This is a genomic window from Methylobacterium sp. 190mf (genome assembly GCF_900107945.1).
Taxonomy (GTDB): Bacteria; Pseudomonadota; Alphaproteobacteria; order Rhizobiales; family Beijerinckiaceae; genus Methylobacterium.
The window spans coordinates 1-17,187 of sequence record NZ_FNVI01000012.1; the positions used below are offsets into that span (position 1 = coordinate 1).

Consider the following 17,187-nt stretch of genomic DNA (forward strand, 5'->3'; position numbering starts at 1 on the left):
GTCGATGATCTCGTAGCGGGCAAGGATCCCGCCGTCGGCCGTGGCGACCTCGGCCCCGGCCTGGATCGCGCTCGCCGTCGGACCCGCCGCGGGCATGTACGTGCAGCCGCCGGCAGATCCAGCCGCGAGGGCGGCCATCAGGGCGGTGCACGCCGTCTTACGCAGCATCACAAAGATTTCTCCTCGCCGAGCCCGCGCCATCGCTGGCCCGGGCCGGGATACCCAGTTTGACCGCCAAACGCTGCGATCGCTTTAACGACCGCGCCGGTGCGGCGGCCGCCGTGCGGACGGTCGCGCTATCCGCGGGCAATGCGTCACCAGCGTGGCACGGCCACGCTTATGCCGCGCAAGCTTAACCGTATCATGTCCCCGCGGCGATGTCCGCAGGTGCCGTCGCGAGGGCCCCGCGGAGCGCCCGACCGAGCTCGTCGGCGGCGATGTCGCTGCGGCGCGGGACCGCCTGCGGGCGGCCGAAGCGAAACAGGGCGTACTCGGTCGTCCGCCCGCCGAAGCCCGGCTTGCAGCTCGGCAGCGACGGTGCGTGGTCGCCGAACACGCAGAGCGTGATGGTCTGGCCGCGCTCGCGGGCGACGGCGTCCAGGCCCGCGACGAGATCCTCGACCATCCGCCCGGTATTGGCGACGTGATGGAGGTACTGCGCCTGCGGATCGTCGATGCCCGGCAGCCGCCCGGGCTTCCAGGGGCCGTGGTTCTCCATGGTCACGCAGAACAGGAACAGCGGCGCGCGCCGGGCCCGGACTTCCGCGAGGAGGCGCGCGCCGAGGGCGACGTCCCCGACATAGGGCCCGACGCGCGGCGCCTCCGCGAACGCCTCGCCCATCACGAGATCGGCGAAGCCGAAGGCCTCCATCACCCGCGCCCGGCGGAAGAAGTCGCGGTGGAACGGGTGCAGGAACAGGGTCCCGTAGCCCCGACTCCCGGCGAGCCGGGCGAGGCTCGTCGGCTCGTCGCCGCTGCGGGACGTGTAGGGGTCGTAGCGGCCGAAGCCGAGGCTCTCGGACGGACGGCCTGTGAGCACCGCGTGCTCGCTGCGCATCGTGTAGGCGCCGTGCGCCGGAACCCGCAGGCGCCCGTACTGCGCGGCCCGGGTTCGGAACAGGTCCATCGCCGGCAGTTTCGCGCCGCCGAGCCGCTCCGGATCGACGAAGGATTCGAGCTGGATCACCACGACGACATCGTCGCCCGGGCCCTCCGGCAGCGTCGGCGCCGCGGGCACCGGCACGCCGCCCGCCATCGCGCGGGCGGTGTAGCCGAGGAGGCTCGCCGGGAGGCCGACCCGGGTCACGTCGGCCTCCAGGTCGGGCTCGGGGAACCAGCGGGCGATCAGCCGGGCGAGCGGCGGCCGCGGGGCGGCCTTGACCAGCAGCCAGAGCGCGAGCGGGAGGCCGAGCATCGCCAGCACCCGCGGCAGGGTCGCGGCGGGCAGCACGCTCGGCTCGATCCAGTACCACAGCGCGGTGAACGCCGCGGTGAGCAGGACCGGCACGGCGATGCGCGGGTCCCACAGGGGCGGGATGTAGTAGAGCTGCGGATGCCGCGGCACCTGGGGCAGCAGGGCGAAATCGCTGAACAGCAGCGGCTCGCCGATCACCGAGCGCTTCGCGCGGCTGACGACGATCAGGATCGCCACGGTGATCACGCAGGTCAGCCCCGCGAGCCAGGGCCGCCAGGAGAACTCGAACCAGAACAGCAGGATCAGCAGGTAGCCGAGCAGCCGCAGGCCGAGATCCCGGGGCGCGAGGCTCGCCCGGGTGATCGAGTCGCCCGCGAACACCTCCAGGGCGAGGCACACGGCGAGCGCGAGACCGGTGGCGATGAGGAACGTCGTCAAGACACGGGCACTCGGCGTGGGGCGGGCCTGCTCGCCGCCGGCATCCGGTCCGGCAGGAAACAGCGCGCGGGAGCAAGGGCTTGCGAGCCGTTCCTGATCCGGAATGATCGGAAACGGTCCCGGGGCGGGCGGTTGCGGGCGGACTCTAGCAGCGCGCGCTATCGCTTTGGTGTCACATCAGGGTCTCGCGGAACCGGATTCGCGCCGCGCGCCGCGCCCTAGCGCGGTCCGCCGCCGGCCTCGCGGCCGACGCCGCGCCGGCTGCGCAGGGCCCGCACGACGGGATTGAGGAGGCCGTAGCGGGCACGCATCATGAGGTGGGCCGTCCGGCCGAGGGAGAGGGCGTTGCGCGGCGCCGCCGCCCGGGCCGCGCTGAGGCGGTCGAGGAGCTGTTCCGGCGTGCACGGCTTCATCGCCACCGGGTCGAGGTAGCGCGCGTAGAGGATCATGGCGCCGGCCACCAGCTCGTCGAGGCTCAGCCGGCGGCCGCGGTCGGCGCCCGGCGCGAGATCCTCCGACAGGCCCCAGCCGGAGTAGAACGGCCGGCCGTGGGTCGCCACGGTGAGGCCGCGGATCAGGGCCTCGAACCCGGCGAGGGACGTCATGGTCTCGACGTGATGCACCCGGTCGAGGAGGTCGACGATGCTGATGCCGCCCACGATCCGGTCGGCCAGGGTCAGGGCCTCCGCCTCCGGGATGAGGCCGGGACGGAACCCGGCCTCCACGTCGGGATGCGGCTTGTAGAGCAGGAACGCGTCCGGGTTGCGCCGCCGCGCCGCCTCCAGCAGCGCCCGGTTCGAGCGGACCAGCGGCGAGCCGTGGCGCACCGAGGCGTCGTCCTCCACCTGGCCGGGCACGAGGACGATCCGCCGGCCGGCCGGCCAGTCGAGCGCGGCGGCGTCGAGGCCGACATTGTACTTGCTGAGCCGGCGCGCCACGACCTCCTCGCGCAGGCGCCGCGCCCGGGCGACGAGGTCCGGGGTGAAGTCGGCCTCGGCGAGCAGCCGCTGCAGGCGGCTCTCCCGGCGCGGGTCGTAGTAGATGCCGAGGTCGTCCACCACGATGGAGGCGCCGGGCTGCAGGCTGGCGCCGAGCCCCACGGAGCGCAGGAACCCGTCCTCCACGCGGGCCAGCGGCAGGCCGGCCCGCGCGCAGGCTTCCTCGAGCTGACCGGGCGCCCGCGTCGCCCAGGCGAGGAGGCGGCCGCCGTGGCGCTGTCCCGCGGCGATCGCGGCCTCGGTGGTCATGGTGTGGATCGGCCGTCCGGCGGGGCCCGCGCCCAGGACGTCGAGGGCGGGCCGCTTCCAGCGCGACATCCCGACATAGACCACCCGCCGGTCGTTCTCGGCGAAGCGCGTGGCGAGCCACGCCACCCGCTCGGCGCAGGTCGCGCGGTCGATCGGCGCCCCGGTCCAGGGGTCGAGGTAATGGACGCCGCCCTCCCCGCCGAGGGGGACCCCGTCGAGGGTGATCCGCAGGGATGCGAAGCCGGACTCCGGCGAGTCGTAGGGGCTCAGGAGCGGCCCGGGCGCGACCACGAGCCGGCGCCGCCCCGTCAGCGCCAGCAGGCGCCCGGCGAGGCTCCCCGCGCCCCAGGTCGCGCCGACGGCGCCGGGACGCGCCGGACCGAAGGCGAGGCCCGTCGCGGCCTCGATCTCCGCCCGCAGGCGGCGGATCGTGCGGCCGGTCGCGTAGAGCGACGGGATCGGGTCAGCGGGCATGGTCGGTGCGTCCGGCTCCGGTCGGGTGAGGTGCGGAACAGGCCTGTAGCGCATTTTCGCCGGCATGGGATGGTGATGCAACGCGGGGACAACCTGAGCGCGCGTCGCCGTCGCCACGTCCTGGAAAGGATTTGGACATATCGTCGCCGCGATTGCCCGCCTATTCCGGAGGCTAGGCCGCAGACGCGGGACCGTTGCAGACGGGCCACGCCGGCGCGGAAACGCCATGCCGCGGCATGGCTTCGGATTGCGGGCTCGCCGAGCACCGTGCCACCTCAAGAGTCTCTCGCCGGTTCGGTTCATCCGGCCCAGGGTCAAGGACAGAAGCGCCGCGGAATGCAACAGCCCGCCCCCGACGCCCTCCGCGACCGCCCCGCGACCTTCCTCTTCCTGCAGGGCATCGCGACGCCGTTCTTCTCCGATCTCGGACAGGCGCTGCGCGCGCGGGGACACTCTGTCCGGCGCATCAATCTCTGCCCCGGCGACTGGCTGTTCTGGAGCGGCGAGGCCGAGAATTACCGCGGTCGCCGCGAGACCTGGGGCGAGTATCTCGACGCCTATCTCGACCGCGAGGGCGTGACCGACATCGTGCTGTTCGGCGATTGCCGGCCGTTCCACAAGGCGGCCCGCATGATCGCCGAGTATCGCGGCCTGCGGGTGCACGTGTTCGAGGAGGGCTATATCCGCCCGAACTGGATCACCTGCGAGCTGGGCGGCGTGAACGGCTTCTCGTCCCTCCCCCGGACGGCCGCCGAGATCCGCGCCCTGGCGCGGCGCCTGCCGCAGCCCGGCCGGGCGATGCCCTCCACGGGCGACATGGCCCGGCGCAGCGTCTGGGACGTCGGCTACAACCTCGCCAACGTCCTGTTCCCCTACCTCTTCCCGCATTTCCGCAGCCACCGGCCGACCCATATCGCGGCCGAGTATGCCGGCTGGATCAAGAAGTTCGCCCGCCGCGCGCATACCCGCCGCGAGGCGGCGCGCTGCGACGAGATCTACCGCGCGGTCGGCTGCGACTACTTCCTGCTGCCGCTGCAGCTCGACAGCGACTACCAGATCCGGGTCCACTCGCCGTTCCTCGGCGTCGAGGGATTCATGGACCGGGTGATCAAGTCCTTCGCGGACGGCTCGTCGGCGCCGACCCGGCTGCTGGTGAAGCTGCACCCGCTCGACAGCGGCCTGATCAACTGGCGCAAGTTCGCCCGCGCCTCGGCCCGCCGCCACGGCGTCAGCGACCGGCTCGACTTCATCGACGGCGGCGACCTGCCGGCCCTGATCAAGGGCGCCCGCGGCGTGGTCATCGTCAACTCGACGGTGGGGATGCTGTCCCTGGAGATGGGCTGCCCGACCCACGCGGTCGGCACCGCGATCTACAACATGGCCGGCCTGACCCATCAGGGCGACCTCGACAGCTTCTGGAAGAATCCGACGCCGCCGGAGACGGACCTGATGGCGGATTTCCGCCGCGTGGTCCTGCACCGGACCCAGGTCAACGGCGGCTTCTTCTCCAAGGAGGCGATCGACCGCGCGGTGGCCGGCTCGGTACCGCGGATGGAGGCCGCCCTCCCCGACGCGATGCTGGCGGCGGCGCGGGCGGTGAGTGAGGCGGCCGAGCGCGACGGCGAGCTCGCGCCGGTCTACTGACCGGGCTCGCCCGGCTCCCGGGCCGTCGCCATTCGGCGGTCTTTGAAGCGCGTTTAACCGCCGGTGAGCCGTTCCCGGCCTTGATCTTTCCCCGCGCGGCGGCGTAACCCGCCCCATGCCCCGCATTCTGATCACCGGCGCGTCGAGCGGCATCGGCGCCGCGCTGGCGCGCCACTACGCGCAAACCGGCGCGAGCCTCATCCTCGTCGGCCGCAACGCCGAGCGGCTGGAGGCGGTCGCCCGGGACTGCCGCGCCAGCGGCGCCGCCGTCGAGACCGCCCGCCTCGACACCCGCGACCGGGCCGCCACCGTGGCGCTGGTCCACCGGTCGGATGCCGAGGCCCCCCTCGACCTCGTCATCGCCAACGCGGCGGTGAACGGCGGCAACCAGGAAGGGCAGGTGGAGGCCGAGGACGTGGCCTTCGAGACCGCCGACATCAATTACACCGGCACGCTCAACGTGATCCTGCCCGCCCTGACGCTGATGCTCCAGCGCGGGCGCGGCCAGATCGTGCTGCTGTCGTCGCTCGCGGCCTACGCGCCGCTCCAGGACGCGCCGGCCTATAGCGGTGCCAAGGCCGCGCTCGTCGCCCACGGTCTCGCCCTGCGCCAGAAGGTCGCGCCCCGCGGCGTGAAGGTCAACGTCGTCACCCCGGGCTACGTGAAGACGCCGATGGGCGGCGAGCTCAAGGGTTGGCGGCCGCTCGAGATCAGCGCCGAGGAGGCGGCCGTGCGGATCGCCAAGGGCATCGCGGCCAACCGCGACGTGATCGCGTTCCCGTTCATCCTCACGGCGCTCGCCCGCACCGTGCTGCTCCTGCCCGAGAACGTCCGCAAGGCCGGCCTCTACGCCTTCCGTTTCCAGCGCCGGAAGCGGCGCTGATGGCGCGACCCCGGATCGCGCTGTTCGTTCTGGAGGCGCTGCCGAACGCCCGCGCGGTGCGCCGGCTCGTCGCCGATCTCCGGGCCGACATCGCGCTGGTCGGGCTCTCCAACGCCGAGCGGCCGTCGAGCGGCGGCCTCACGGGGCAGATCCGGCGGCACCTCGCGCGCTCCGGCCCCGGGATCCTGCCCTACCTCGCGGTCAATTTCGGCCTGCCGGACCTGCTGCGGCCCCTGGCGCCCCTGACCCAGGCGGCGTCCGGCAGCGGCGACGCGCCGGAGGCGACGCCGCTCAGGACCCTGTGCCGCCGCCTCGGCGTCCCGACCCTGACGGTCGACGACGTCAACGGTCCCGACGTCGCGCGGGCCCTCCGGGACGCGGCGCCGGACCTGATCCTCACCTACCATTTCGACCAGATCCTGAAGCCCGAGACCATCGGGCTGGCGCGGCTCGGCGGGATCAACGGGCATCCCGGCCTGCTGCCCCGCCACCGGGGCCCGGTGCCGACGATCCACGCGCTGGCCGACGGGCCCGGGCAGTTCGGCATGACCCTGCACCGGCTGGCCGCCGCGATCGACACCGGCGCGATCCTCGCCCAGGAGGCGCTGGCGCTGCCCGAGGGTACCACCGCGACCCGGGCCTCGGTAGCGCTCCACGCCCACGGGCGCGGGATGCTCGACCGGTTGCTCGAGGACGTCACCCGGAGCGGAACCCTTCCGGAGGGGCGGTCCGAGCCCGTTCTGCCCTACTGCCCGTTCCCCGACCGCGCGATGCTGGCCGCGCTGCGCCGCCGCGGCCTTCGCCTGACCGACGGGCAGGATCTTCGGGACGCGCTGAGCCTCTCCGCGCGGGCGTCTTAACCCCCGGTTAAGGCTGTTCGGCAAGGATTCGGTCAGATCCTCGCCGTCGACAGGGCCCGCGCATGCCGGATACCAGCGCCCTCAACTCGGCCGCTGGCGCCCTGGCCGCCGGCCGGCAGGTGCAGAGCGGGCGGATCCGCGCGATCTCCGAGAACCTCGCCAACGCCGATTCGGTCCCGACCACCCCGGGCGGTGCCCCCTACGCCCGCAAGATCGCGGTGTTCGCCCCGGTGGCGGCCGACAGCCCCCGCGACCCGGTCGGCCGGATCGTCCGCGACACCACCGGCTTCCGCACCCGCTACGACCCGACCAATCCCGGGGCCGACCCGACCGGCTATGTCCGTCTGCCGAACGTCAACGTCGCGGTCGAATCGGCCGACCTCCAGCGGGTGGTCCGGAACTACGAATTGAGCCTGAGCGCCTCGGCCTCGATCAAGACGCTCGCGCAGGCCACCATCAACCTGATCAGCTGAGCCGGCCGTGCCGCCGGCCGTAGCCGGCGTAGATCGCGAGGCCGATCGCCAGCCAGACCGCGAGGCGGATCCAGGTGTCGGCCGGGAGCGACGCCATCAGCGTGACGCAGGACAGGATCCCCAGTCCGGCGATGAGGGTCACCGCCGGCACGCGGAACGGGCGCGCCCGGTCCGGATCGGTCCGGCGCAGGATCAGCACCGTCGCGCAGACGAGGCAGAAGGCCAGGAGCGTGCCGATACTGACGATCTCGCCCAGGACGTCGATGGGCACGAGCCCCGCCACGGCCGCCGTGAACAGGCCGATCACCAGCTGGCTCGCCACGGGCACCCGCGTTACTGGATGGACCCGGCAGAAGATCCTCGGGAGCAGCCCGTCGCGGGCGATGGCGAAGAAGATCCGGCTCTGCCCGTAGAGAGCGGTCAGCGCCGAGGTGGTCAGACCGATCAGGGCGCCGGCCTTGATGATCGTGGCGAAGCCCGTCAGGCCGATCACGTCGACCGCCTTGGCGACCGGGTCGGCGACGTCCAGGTCGCGATAGGGCACGAGTCCCGTGAGGACGGCCGCCATGGCCACGTACAGGATCGTGGTGATCAGCAGCGACCCGATCAGGCCGACCGGCGCGTCGCGCTGCGGCGCCCGGCACTCGCCCGCGGCCGTCGCCACGGTCTCGAAGCCCACGAAGGCGAAGAACACCACCGCGGCGCCGCGGAACACGCCGCTCCAGCCGTAGGCGCCGAAGGTCCCGGCATTCTCCGGCACGAACGGGTGCCAGAGTTCGGGCCGCAGATGGGACAAGCCGACACCCACGAAGGCCAGGATGATCGCGACCTTGCAGGCGACCAGCAGGCCGTTGACCAGGGAGGCTTCCGCGGTGGCGCGCATCAGCAGGGCGCTGAGCAGCAGCACGATCCCGGCCGCCGGGAGGTTGACGAGGCCGCCGGCGCCGGGCGCCCCGGCCAGGGCCGGCGGCAGATGCAGGCCGAACTCCGCCGCGAGGGACTGCGCGTAGCCCGACCAGCCCACCGCCACGGTCGCCGCGGCCACGGCGAACTCGAGGACGAGGTCCCAGCCGATGATCCAGGCGGGAAGCCGCCCGAGGCTCGCGCGGGTGTAGGTGTAGGTCGATCCCGGCTCGGGGATCATGGCGGCCAACTCGGCGTAGCACAGGCCGACGAGGCCGCAGGCGACGCCGCCGATCACGAAGGAGAGGCTGAGCGCCGGGCCCGCGTACTGCGCCGCCGCCGTCCCGGTGAGCACGAAGATGCCGGCGCCGATCGTGGCGCCGAGGCCGATGGCGACGAGGCCCGGCGCGGTGAGGCTCCGGGCGAGTCCGCGCCCCGCCCCCGCGCCCGCCCGTTCACCTGTGGTCACCGCGGACTCCGCCATCGCGTCCGTTCTCCCTCGCCCGGACCGTCACCCGGCACTTTTCATGCCCGGACGGCGGCCTCCGCGGAACCGCCCGGACCGGCGCCGCACCGTCCTCATCCCGAGTCGATACAGCCTACCGCCGCACCGCGCCCACGGGATCGGGTTCAGGGGCCCCGCCGCGCGCTTCCGGGTCGCCCCCGCCGGGCGGGGACGGTGCGGCGGCGATCATCCGGGTGTCGGTCCGGAACGCCCGGGCGACGAGGCCGCAGAAGCGGATGAAGGCGCTGCCCTGCGAGGTGATGACGTAGCCGTCACCCGCTCGCGCGACGTTGCCGGAGGCCTGCTGCTCGGCCAAGCGCCGCTCCATCTGCCGGAACTCGCCGAGATAGACCCGCTCGAACACCGCCCGCGCGCGCTCAGGCGTGAAGCGCTCCCCGGGATGGGCGGCCATCTGGCCGAGCAGGAACACGCTGATCGACCGGTCGACCGTCACCGGCAGGATCACGAAGGCGCTAAGGTTCAGGGACAGCGACAGGACGCAGGCGCCGAGGGCGTCCCGTCGGCGCAATCCCCAGGCCCGGCCGAGCCCGGCCAGCGCCGCCGTGACCGCCAGGGTCAGCAGGAAGGCGACCGCGAGCAGGATCAGTCCGCGGTAGAACAGGATCGTCACGCCGGACCACAGATCCGTCTGGAACAGCAGCACGAAGCAGGCGAAGCCGACGACGACGGCGCCGGCCTGCAGCAGCGCCTGGGCGCAGAGCCAGCGCAGGGCCTGCCCGGCGCGCGGGCGGGTGGGTGCCGCGGGACTGGGTTCAGTCACGGAGATCCTCCACGGAGATCCTGGACCCGCAGGATCCGGACGAGCGGATCGGCGTAGACCGCGGGGCTGCGCCAGACCCAGGAATCGGGGCTGCTCCAGGGGGCGTCCTGCGCGGTGACGACCAGGGCGCCGATCCCGGCCGCTTCGGCGCGCCGCCGCACCTCGGCGCCGTCCAGGCGGTCGCGGAAGACCGGCGCGACGTCGGCGAGCCGCGACGCCACGGCGTCCGGCGGGGCGCCGAACAGGCGCGCCTCCGCGTCGGCCACCCCCGTCGGCTGGAGGCCGTAGAGCCCGAAATCGAACACCCGGTGCGGCACCGGCGACTGCTGCAGCACCAGGTCCCGGGGCAGGTGCGTGCCCGCCCAGGCGTAGGCCGCGCGCAGCGCCCGGTCGATATCGGGACGGCCGGCGAGGCGGGCGAAGGCGGGCCGGTCCGAGGCGGGATAGGCGCGCATCCCGACGAAGCCGTAGAGGGTCGTCGCGTAGCCGAGGATCAGCAGCGCGGCGAGGAGACCGGGGATCCGGAGCCGCCGCGCCTCGCTCAGGCGGGTCAGGGCCACCACGGTCCAGACCAGGGTCGCGACCTGCGCGAGCAGGACCACGCGCGCGCCGAGGTCGTTGTTGAGGATCGCCGAGCGCAGGAAACCGCCGAGGAGCAGGCTCGCCGCGGCGCAGAGCGTGAGCAGGCGCCCGGCCTCGCGCCCGTGCGCCTCCCGGCGCGGCACGAGGCGCCAGAACAGCAGCGCACCGGCGGCGCAGACTCCCAGGGCCGTGTAGTAGTTCAGGGGCAGAAGGATCAGGCGGAGCGCGCTCAGGGCCGGCGCGTCGACGAGGCCGTCGAGCGGCCCGAATCGCCGGATCGAGAACCGGATCGGCGCGCCGCCGTCGGTCCGGTTGGCCAGGACGCTCAGCAGGTAGGGGGCGGCCAGTGCGGCGCTGAGCAGGCCGGCAACCGCCAGCCGGGCCGCGGCGCGCCAGCGGCGCTCCAGGCCGAGCAGCACCATCCAGGCACCGGCCGCACTCGCCGTGCCGAGGCAGACCCAGACGGACAGGCCCGCGCAGGCCGCGAAGGCTAGTGCCGCGACGCCGATCGCCGTCGCCTCCGCGCGCCTGTCCGGCCGTGTCCGGTCCGCGACCTCCGCCAGGGCCAGGAGTCCGAGCCACCCGGCCAGGGCGCCGGCGACGTGGTGCGGCACCCAGACCAGCGAGGCCGGCCAGTTGAGGACCTGCTCGTTCAGCCATTCCGGGACCGGCAGCCAAGTCCCGGACGTCGTCCGGTCGGCGAGGACCAGCAGGATGTCGAGGCTTCCGGCCGGCAGCAGCAGCAGCACCGCGCGGCGCACGAGCCGGGGCGCGGCGTCCGCGACGAGTCCGGTCGCCGCGAGCAGACGGTCGATCAGGCCGAGGAGCGCGAGGCCGGTCCAGAAGGCGAGGCCCGCGAAGGCGGTCCGCCCGTCGACCAGCCGTCCGCCCGCCCAGTCGACCAGGGCGGTGAGCGTGTAGAAGCCGTAATAGTAGCCCGCCCGCTCGGGCCGGGCGAAGAACGGGTCCACCGGCGGCAATCCGTGCTCCACGATCGCGCGGGTCAGGGCAGCGTGCTTGACGAGGTCGATGATCGTCACGGGCCGGTAGAGGGCGGTGCCGGTATCGACGTCGATCAGCGCGTAGGCCACGACGCCGAGCCAGAGCAGCGCGAGGGCGAGCGCCGCCCGGTCGAGGGACTCGCGCAGGCTCCGCGCGACCGGCCGCAGCGCGGCGAGCCCGAGGGTGCCGGTCGCGAGGGCCGCGACCGGGACGCCGCCCGCCTGGATCAGCAGGCTGTCGAGGGCCGGCAGCAGCCCGATCCCGAGGAGCGCCCCGCACAGGAGACGGTCGCCGGGCGCGAGCGAGCGGAACCCGAGGATGCCGGTCAGGCCGCCCAGGGCATAGCCCGGCAGGAGAACGAGGGGGATACCGAGCAGCATCGCGACGGCGACGCCGCACGCATCCGAGAAGGTGCCGTTCATCGCCGGGCCGCGTCGCGTGAGCGGTTCCGGGTAGCACGGCGGCCTTAACCGTTCTTTGGACGGGCCCGGACAGCCGCGACGCGCCACCGCTGCGGCCCGCCCGGCTCGGGACTGGCATAACCGTCGGTTTCGTGTATGGATCGCGCGGCCTCGACCCGGGTTGCCGGGCGGGGCTTGAGCCGCTTGGCGCTGTGACCGTGCTGGACGACATCCCGGCACCGGCCGAACGCCGAGCCCGCGCGCGCCCGTTTGGGGCGCCGCATCCGACCAGCACAACCCGAAAGGCACGCGATGTCGATCACGGCAGAGCGCAAGACCGCGCTCATCAAGGAACACCGCAAGGACGCCAAGGACACCGGGTCCCCCGAGGTCCAGGTGGCGATCCTCACCGAGCGGATCACCAACCTGACCGGCCACTTCAAGACCCACGGCAAGGACAACCATTCCCGCCGCGGCCTCCTGAAGCTGGTCTCGCAGCGCCGCTCGCTGCTCGACTACGTCAAGCGCAAGGACGAGGCCCGCTACCGCGCCCTCATCGAGCGTCTCGGCATCCGCCGCTAAAGCACCCTCGCGCGGTTCCGGGCCCGGCCCGGGGCCGCGTTTCACCATCGCGGGCTGCCGGAATGGGTCCGGCCTCCCGACAAACGGGCCGCTTCGAGGCGCCAGCGTCGGGGCAGGATCGCGAGACACTTCGCCGAGCGTTCTCGGGCGCAGTGTCTCGCCGTCTTGCCCCCGGGCGGCGCCGGGCTTGGGCCCGCCGCAGGCAAGGAAGAGATTGAGAATGTTCGACGTTCAACGCGAAGAGCTGATGTGGGGCGACCGCAAGCTCGTCCTGGAGACCGGCAAGGTCGCGCGCCAGGCCGACGGCGCCGTCATCGCCACCTACGGTGAGACCTCGGTGCTCGCGACCGTGGTCGCCGCCAAGGAGCCGAAGCCCGGCATCGACTTCATGCCGCTCACCGTGAACTACCAGGAGCGCGCCTACGCCGCCGGCCGCATCCCGGGCGGCTACTTCAAGCGCGAGGGCCGTCCCTCCGAGAAGGAGACCTTGGTCTCCCGCCTCATCGACCGCCCGATCCGCCCGCTCTTCATCGACGGCTGGCGCAACGACACGCAGGTCGTCGTCACCGTCCTGACCCACGATCTCGAGAACGATCCCGACATCGTCGCGATGGTCGCGGCCTCGGCGGCCCTGACCATCTCGGGCGTGCCGTTCATGGGCCCGATCGGCGGCGCCCGCGTCGGCTACATCAACGGCGGCTACCGGCTGAACCCGCTGGTCACCGAGACCAAGGAAGAGTCGAGCCTCGACCTCGTCGTCGCCGGCACGCAGGACGCGGTGCTGATGGTCGAGTCGGAGGCCAAGGAGCTCTCCGAGGAGGTGATGCTCGGCGCCGTGATGTTCGGCCACAAGCACTTCCAGCCGGTGATCGAGGCGATCATCCGCCTCGCCGAGAAAGCCGCCAAGGAGCCGCGCGACTTCAAGGCCCCCGAGAACGCCGACGTCGAGAAGGCCGTCCTGGAGGTCTGCGAGGCGGAGCTCCGCGCCGCCTACACCAAGACCGTCAAGCAGGAGCGCTACGCCGCCGTCGACGCCGTGAAGGCGAAGGTGATGGCCGCCCTCTGCCCCGAGGGCGCCGAGAAGTTCCCGGCCGAGAAGGTCAAGGCCGCCTTCAAGGAGGCCCAGTCGAAGGTGGTCCGCTGGAACATCCTTGACAGCGGCGCCCGCATCGACGGCCGCGACGTGAAGACGGTCCGCTCGATCCTCTCCGAGGTCGGCGTTCTGCCCCGCGCCCACGGCTCGGCCCTGTTCACCCGCGGCGAGACCCAGGCGCTGGTCGTGGCGACGCTGGGTACCGGCGAGGACGAGCAGTTCATCGACGCGCTGGAAGGCACCTACAAGGAGCGCTTCCTGCTCCACTACAACTTCCCTCCCTACAGCGTCGGTGAGACCGGCCGGATGGGCTCGCCGGGCCGCCGCGAGATCGGCCACGGCAAGCTCGCCTGGCGGGCGATCCGCCCGGTCCTGCCGCCGGCCCACGAGTTCCCCTACACGATCCGCGTCGTGTCGGAGATCACCGAGTCCAACGGCTCGTCCTCGATGGCCTCGGTCTGCGGCGGCTCGCTGTCGCTGATGGATGCCGGCGTGCCGCTGCGCCGTCCGGTGGCGGGCATCGCCATGGGCCTCATCCTCGAGGGTGAGCGCTTCGCGGTCCTGTCCGACATCCTCGGCGACGAGGATCACCTCGGCGACATGGACTTCAAGGTGGCCGGCACGGACGAGGGCGTGACCTCGCTCCAGATGGACATCAAGATCGCCGGCATCACCGAGGAGATCATGAAGATCGCCCTCGCCCAGGCGAAGGACGGCCGCGCCCACATCCTGGCCGAGATGGCCAAGGCGCTGACGGCGGCCCGTCCGGAGCTCGGCGAGTACGCGCCGCGCATCGAGACGATGCAGATCCCGACGGACAAGATCCGCGACGTGATCGGCACCGGCGGCAAGGTGATCCGCGAGATCGTCGAGAAGACCGGCGCCAAGATCAACATCGAGGACACGGGCGTCGTGAAGATCGCCTCGGCCGACGGCAAGGCGATCAAGGCGGCCTACAACTGGATCCGCTCGATCGTGGCGGAGCCGGAGGTCGGCGTGATCTACGACGGCACGATCGTGAAGTGCATGGAGTTCGGCGCCTTCGTGAACTTCTTCGGCGCCAAGGACGGCCTCGTCCACATCTCGGAGCTCGCCGCGAACCGGGTCGCCAAGGTGACGGACGTCGTCAAGGAAGGCGACAAGGTCAAGGTGAAGTTCCTCGGTCAGGACGACCGCGGCAAGATCCGCCTGTCCATGAAGGTCGTCGACCAGCAGACCGGCGAGGACATCACCGAGAAGGTGAAGGCTCAGCGCGACGCCGACCGGGCCGAGCGCGGCGACGAGCCGCGCGAGCCCCGCGAGGGCGGCCGCCACCGTGGCGAGCGCCGCCGCGAGGCCGGCGAGTAAGCACGCGGGACGCCCGCGCCGGCCTCGGTCGGCGGGGATGTCTTAGACGGGCGCGGTCCTCCGGGGCCGCGCCCTTTTTGTTGCCCCGTCGAGGTCGGGTCACACCGGTCGTCGGCCGGGAACGGGGCGCCAGATGCCGCGTTCCCCCGCGACTTGCCAATCGGAGACCCTCATGGCCAACGACATGATGCACGACATCTTCAGCGGGCAGCCGAACCTGTCGACGACGGAGCGCGCCGTCTCGGTGGCGCTGGGCCTCGGCATCGCCGCCGCCGCCGCGCAGCCCCGTCCCAACAAGCTCCTGAGCCTGCTGGCCCTCGTGGTCGGCGTGGGCCTCGCCGTGCGCGGCGCCACCGGCCACTGCGCCGTGAAGGCCGCGTCCGAGCATCTCTGAGCCTCAGCCCTCGGAGGGCTTCGGCGCCTCCGTCTTTGCGAGCGCAGCGAAGCAATCCAGGCAGCGCGACGTTCGACATCGTCGCGCTGCCCTGGGTCACGTCGCTGCGCTCGTGATGACGGAGAGCGCTGTGTTGAGACTCGCCACCGGAATGCGTCGGTCAAAAAAAAGGAGCGCCCCGCGGGGCGCCCCTCGTCGTATCCGGATCTGCCGGACGGGTCAGTAGGTGGTGGTGCGGCGGCCGGCGATCAGGCCGTAGATGAACAGCACGACCACGGCCCCCACGATGGCGCCGATGAAGCCCGCGCCCTGGTTCGGCCCGTACCAGCCGATCGCCTGGCCCAGGAAGGTCGCCACGAAGGCGCCGACGATGCCGAGGATCGTGGTCAGGATGAAGCCGGCGGGCTCGTTCGGGCCCGGCATGAGGAACTTGGCGATGACGCCGGCGAGAAACCCGATGATGATGGTCCAGAGAATACCCATGACTGACCCCAAGGCGTGATTGTCGATGGCGGCAGAACGCTTCGAGGCCCGCGACGGTTGCCCGCACCCCGACCGCCGATGACGATTTTCCTCGGGTTCCCGCGGCGCGTGCGCGCGCGGCCCTTTACGGCCGGGCCGGTGCGGCGGCAGATACGCCGGTTCTCGAGGATGTGGAGACGGGTATGGACATTCAGCGGATCGAGCCGGGCAAGCGGATGTCGCAGGCCGTCACCTTCGGCGACATGGTCTACCTCGCCGGGCAGGTCGCGTCCGACACGGTCGGCACCGGGGTCACGATCCAGACCCAGCAGATCCTGTCGGAGATCGACCGGCTACTCGCCGCGGCCGGCAGCGACAAGGCGCGGATCCTCTCGGCCACCATCTACCTCGCCGACATCGCGACGTTCGCGGAGATGAATGCCGCCTGGGACGCCTGGGTGTCTCCGGAGAATGCGCCGGCCCGCGCCACCGTCGAGGCCAAGCTCGCCGCGCCGGAGTACCTGGTCGAGATCGTGATCGTGGCCGCGAGGAGCCGGTGATCGGCCCGCGCCGGACCGTCCTGGCGGCGGCCGCGGCCGTCCTCGCGGGAGGGCTCCTGGCGGTCCTGCCCCTCGTGCGGCCGGCACCGGCCGCCGAGGAGCGGGTCGTCAACATCTACAACTGGTCGGACTATATCGACCCGCAGGTGCTCGAGGCCTTCACCCGCGAGACCGGGATCAAGGTCGTCTACGACACCTACGACAACAACGAGATCTTGGAGACCAAGCTGCTCGCCGGCCGGTCGGGCTACGACATCGTCGTGCCGTCGGGACCGTACCTGCAGCGGCTGATCCGGGCCGGCGCGTTCCTGCCCCTCGACAAGTCCAAGCTGAAGAACCTCGGCAATCTCTGGCCCGAGGTGACCAGCCGGCTGGCGGCCTACGATCCCGGCAACACCTACGCCGTCGACTACATGTGGGGCACGACCGGCATCGGCTACAACGTCGCCGCGGTGCGCGAGCGCCTGGGCGCCGGCGCGGCCGTGAATTCGTGGTCCGTCGTCCTCAATCCCGCTTCGGCCAACAAGCTGAAGGAGTGCGGGATCATGGTGCTCGACAGCCCCGAGGACCTGATCCCCAGCATGCTCCCGGCCTTCGGCGCCAAGGCGGATTCCAAGCGCTGGGACGACATGACCCTGGTGACCGACGCCCTCTACAAGGTGCGCAGCGCCGTGCGGAAGTTCCACTCGTCGGAATACATCCAGGCGCTGGCCAATGGCGATATCTGCCTGGCCGTCGGCTATTCGGGCGACATCATGCAGGCCAAGCGCCGGGCCGAGGAGGCCAAGAACGGGATCGACATCGCCTACGTCGTGCCCAAGGAAGGCGCCCTGATGTGGTTCGACACCTTCGCGATCCCGAAGGATGCCGCCCACCCGGCCGAGGCGCTGGCCTTCATCGACTACATGATGCGGCCCGAGGTGGCGGCGGCCAACACCAACTTCGTCTCCTACGCCAGCGGCAACCTCGCGGCGAAGAGGTTCGTGAAGCCCGAGATCCTGAGCAATCCCGGCATCTACCCGGACGAGGCGACGATGCAGCGCCTGTCCATCAACACGGCCTGGGACGACCGCACCCAGCGCTTCGTCACCCGCCTCTGGACCCGGGTCCGCACCGGGCGCTGACGCGGGTCCCGGCCGGGA

15 protein-coding genes and 1 pseudogene are annotated in these 17,187 nt (G+C 72.1%); 9 read left to right on the forward strand and 7 right to left on the reverse strand.

The genetic code is table 11. The features are described 5' to 3' along the window. The 3 genes and pseudogenes from C4T42_RS32425 to C4T42_RS15535 all read right to left on the reverse strand — a co-directional run. Positions 1-138 (reverse strand): annotated as a pseudogene (locus tag C4T42_RS32425) (sugar transporter); the annotation flags it as partial. 223 nt (positions 139-361) lie between these two features. Next, entirely contained in the window at positions 362-1,852 is a 1,491-nt protein-coding gene (locus C4T42_RS15530) for an LTA synthase family protein (protein ID WP_103985375.1), read from the reverse strand. 218 nt (positions 1,853-2,070) lie between these two features. Further along, positions 2,071-3,573, reverse strand: coding sequence for a capsular biosynthesis protein (locus C4T42_RS15535; RefSeq protein WP_103985376.1), 1,503 nt, complete (start codon positions 3,571-3,573; stop codon positions 2,071-2,073). 336 nt (positions 3,574-3,909) lie between these two features. Between C4T42_RS15535 and C4T42_RS15540 the strand changes: the two genes are divergently transcribed. The 4 genes from C4T42_RS15540 to C4T42_RS15555 all read left to right on the forward strand — a co-directional run bounded on the left by C4T42_RS15540 (position 3,910) and on the right by C4T42_RS15555 (position 7,433). Then, on the forward strand, positions 3,910-5,217 hold the full coding sequence (locus tag C4T42_RS15540) for a capsular biosynthesis protein (protein WP_100252727.1): 1,308 nt from the start codon (positions 3,910-3,912) through the stop codon (positions 5,215-5,217). A gap of 115 nt (positions 5,218-5,332) precedes the next feature. Further along, complete coding sequence (locus C4T42_RS15545) at positions 5,333-6,100, forward strand: SDR family NAD(P)-dependent oxidoreductase (RefSeq protein ID WP_020093749.1); 768 nt, start codon at positions 5,333-5,335, stop codon at positions 6,098-6,100. After that, positions 6,100-6,960, forward strand: a complete 861-nt coding sequence (locus tag C4T42_RS15550) for a formyltransferase family protein (RefSeq protein ID WP_020093748.1) — start codon at positions 6,100-6,102, stop codon at positions 6,958-6,960. The genes C4T42_RS15545 and C4T42_RS15550 overlap by 1 nt, the downstream gene beginning before the upstream one ends. 62 nt (positions 6,961-7,022) lie before the next feature. Further along, positions 7,023-7,433, forward strand: a complete 411-nt coding sequence (locus C4T42_RS15555) for a flagellar basal body rod protein FlgC (protein WP_020093747.1) — start codon at positions 7,023-7,025, stop codon at positions 7,431-7,433. On the opposite strand, the gene C4T42_RS15560 is transcribed toward C4T42_RS15555, so the two are convergent. The 3 genes from C4T42_RS15560 to C4T42_RS15570 all read right to left on the reverse strand — a co-directional run bounded on the left by C4T42_RS15560 (position 7,426) and on the right by C4T42_RS15570 (position 11,628). After that, complete coding sequence (locus tag C4T42_RS15560; RefSeq protein ID WP_103985377.1) at positions 7,426-8,820, reverse strand: amino acid permease; 1,395 nt, start codon at positions 8,818-8,820, stop codon at positions 7,426-7,428. The genes C4T42_RS15555 and C4T42_RS15560 overlap by 8 nt on opposite strands. Positions 8,821-8,935: 115 nt before the next feature. Continuing rightward, complete coding sequence (locus C4T42_RS15565; RefSeq protein ID WP_020093745.1) at positions 8,936-9,622, reverse strand: hypothetical protein; 687 nt, start codon at positions 9,620-9,622, stop codon at positions 8,936-8,938. Beyond that, on the reverse strand, positions 9,619-11,628 hold the full coding sequence (locus C4T42_RS15570) for a hypothetical protein (protein ID WP_103985378.1): 2,010 nt from the start codon (positions 11,626-11,628) through the stop codon (positions 9,619-9,621). Before C4T42_RS15570 ends, C4T42_RS15565 begins: the two co-directional genes overlap by 4 nt. A 291-nt stretch (positions 11,629-11,919) precedes the next feature. On the opposite strand from C4T42_RS15570, the gene rpsO reads away from it, so the two are divergent. From rpsO to C4T42_RS15585, 3 genes are all read left to right on the forward strand, one after another. Next, on the forward strand, positions 11,920-12,189 hold the full coding sequence (rpsO, locus tag C4T42_RS15575) for a 30S ribosomal protein S15 (protein ID WP_012317943.1): 270 nt from the start codon (positions 11,920-11,922) through the stop codon (positions 12,187-12,189). A 220-nt stretch (positions 12,190-12,409) separates the two neighbouring features. Further along, the gene (gene pnp, locus C4T42_RS15580) at positions 12,410-14,629 is read left to right on the forward strand and encodes a polyribonucleotide nucleotidyltransferase (RefSeq protein ID WP_056525668.1); all 2,220 of its coding nucleotides are present in this window, start codon (positions 12,410-12,412) and stop codon (positions 14,627-14,629) included. Between the two features lie 172 nt (positions 14,630-14,801). Then, the gene (locus tag C4T42_RS15585; RefSeq protein ID WP_020093742.1) at positions 14,802-15,023 is read left to right on the forward strand and encodes a YgaP-like transmembrane domain; all 222 of its coding nucleotides are present in this window, start codon (positions 14,802-14,804) and stop codon (positions 15,021-15,023) included. A gap of 219 nt (positions 15,024-15,242) precedes the next feature. On the opposite strand, the gene C4T42_RS15590 is transcribed toward C4T42_RS15585, so the two are convergent. Continuing rightward, positions 15,243-15,506: a GlsB/YeaQ/YmgE family stress response membrane protein gene (locus C4T42_RS15590; RefSeq protein ID WP_012317940.1), complete on the reverse strand. Its 264-nt coding sequence runs from the start codon at positions 15,504-15,506 to the stop codon at positions 15,243-15,245. A 182-nt stretch (positions 15,507-15,688) separates the two neighbouring features. Here C4T42_RS15590 and C4T42_RS15595 point away from each other — a divergent pair, with 182 nt between their 5' ends. After that, on the forward strand, positions 15,689-16,045 hold the full coding sequence (locus tag C4T42_RS15595; RefSeq protein ID WP_020093741.1) for a RidA family protein: 357 nt from the start codon (positions 15,689-15,691) through the stop codon (positions 16,043-16,045). Then, positions 16,042-17,169 (forward strand): polyamine ABC transporter substrate-binding protein, encoded by a 1,128-nt coding sequence (locus tag C4T42_RS15600; protein WP_181049173.1) that lies wholly within the window; start codon positions 16,042-16,044, stop codon positions 17,167-17,169. The genes C4T42_RS15595 and C4T42_RS15600 overlap by 4 nt, the downstream gene beginning before the upstream one ends. Positions 17,170-17,187: the final 18 nt, after the last annotated feature.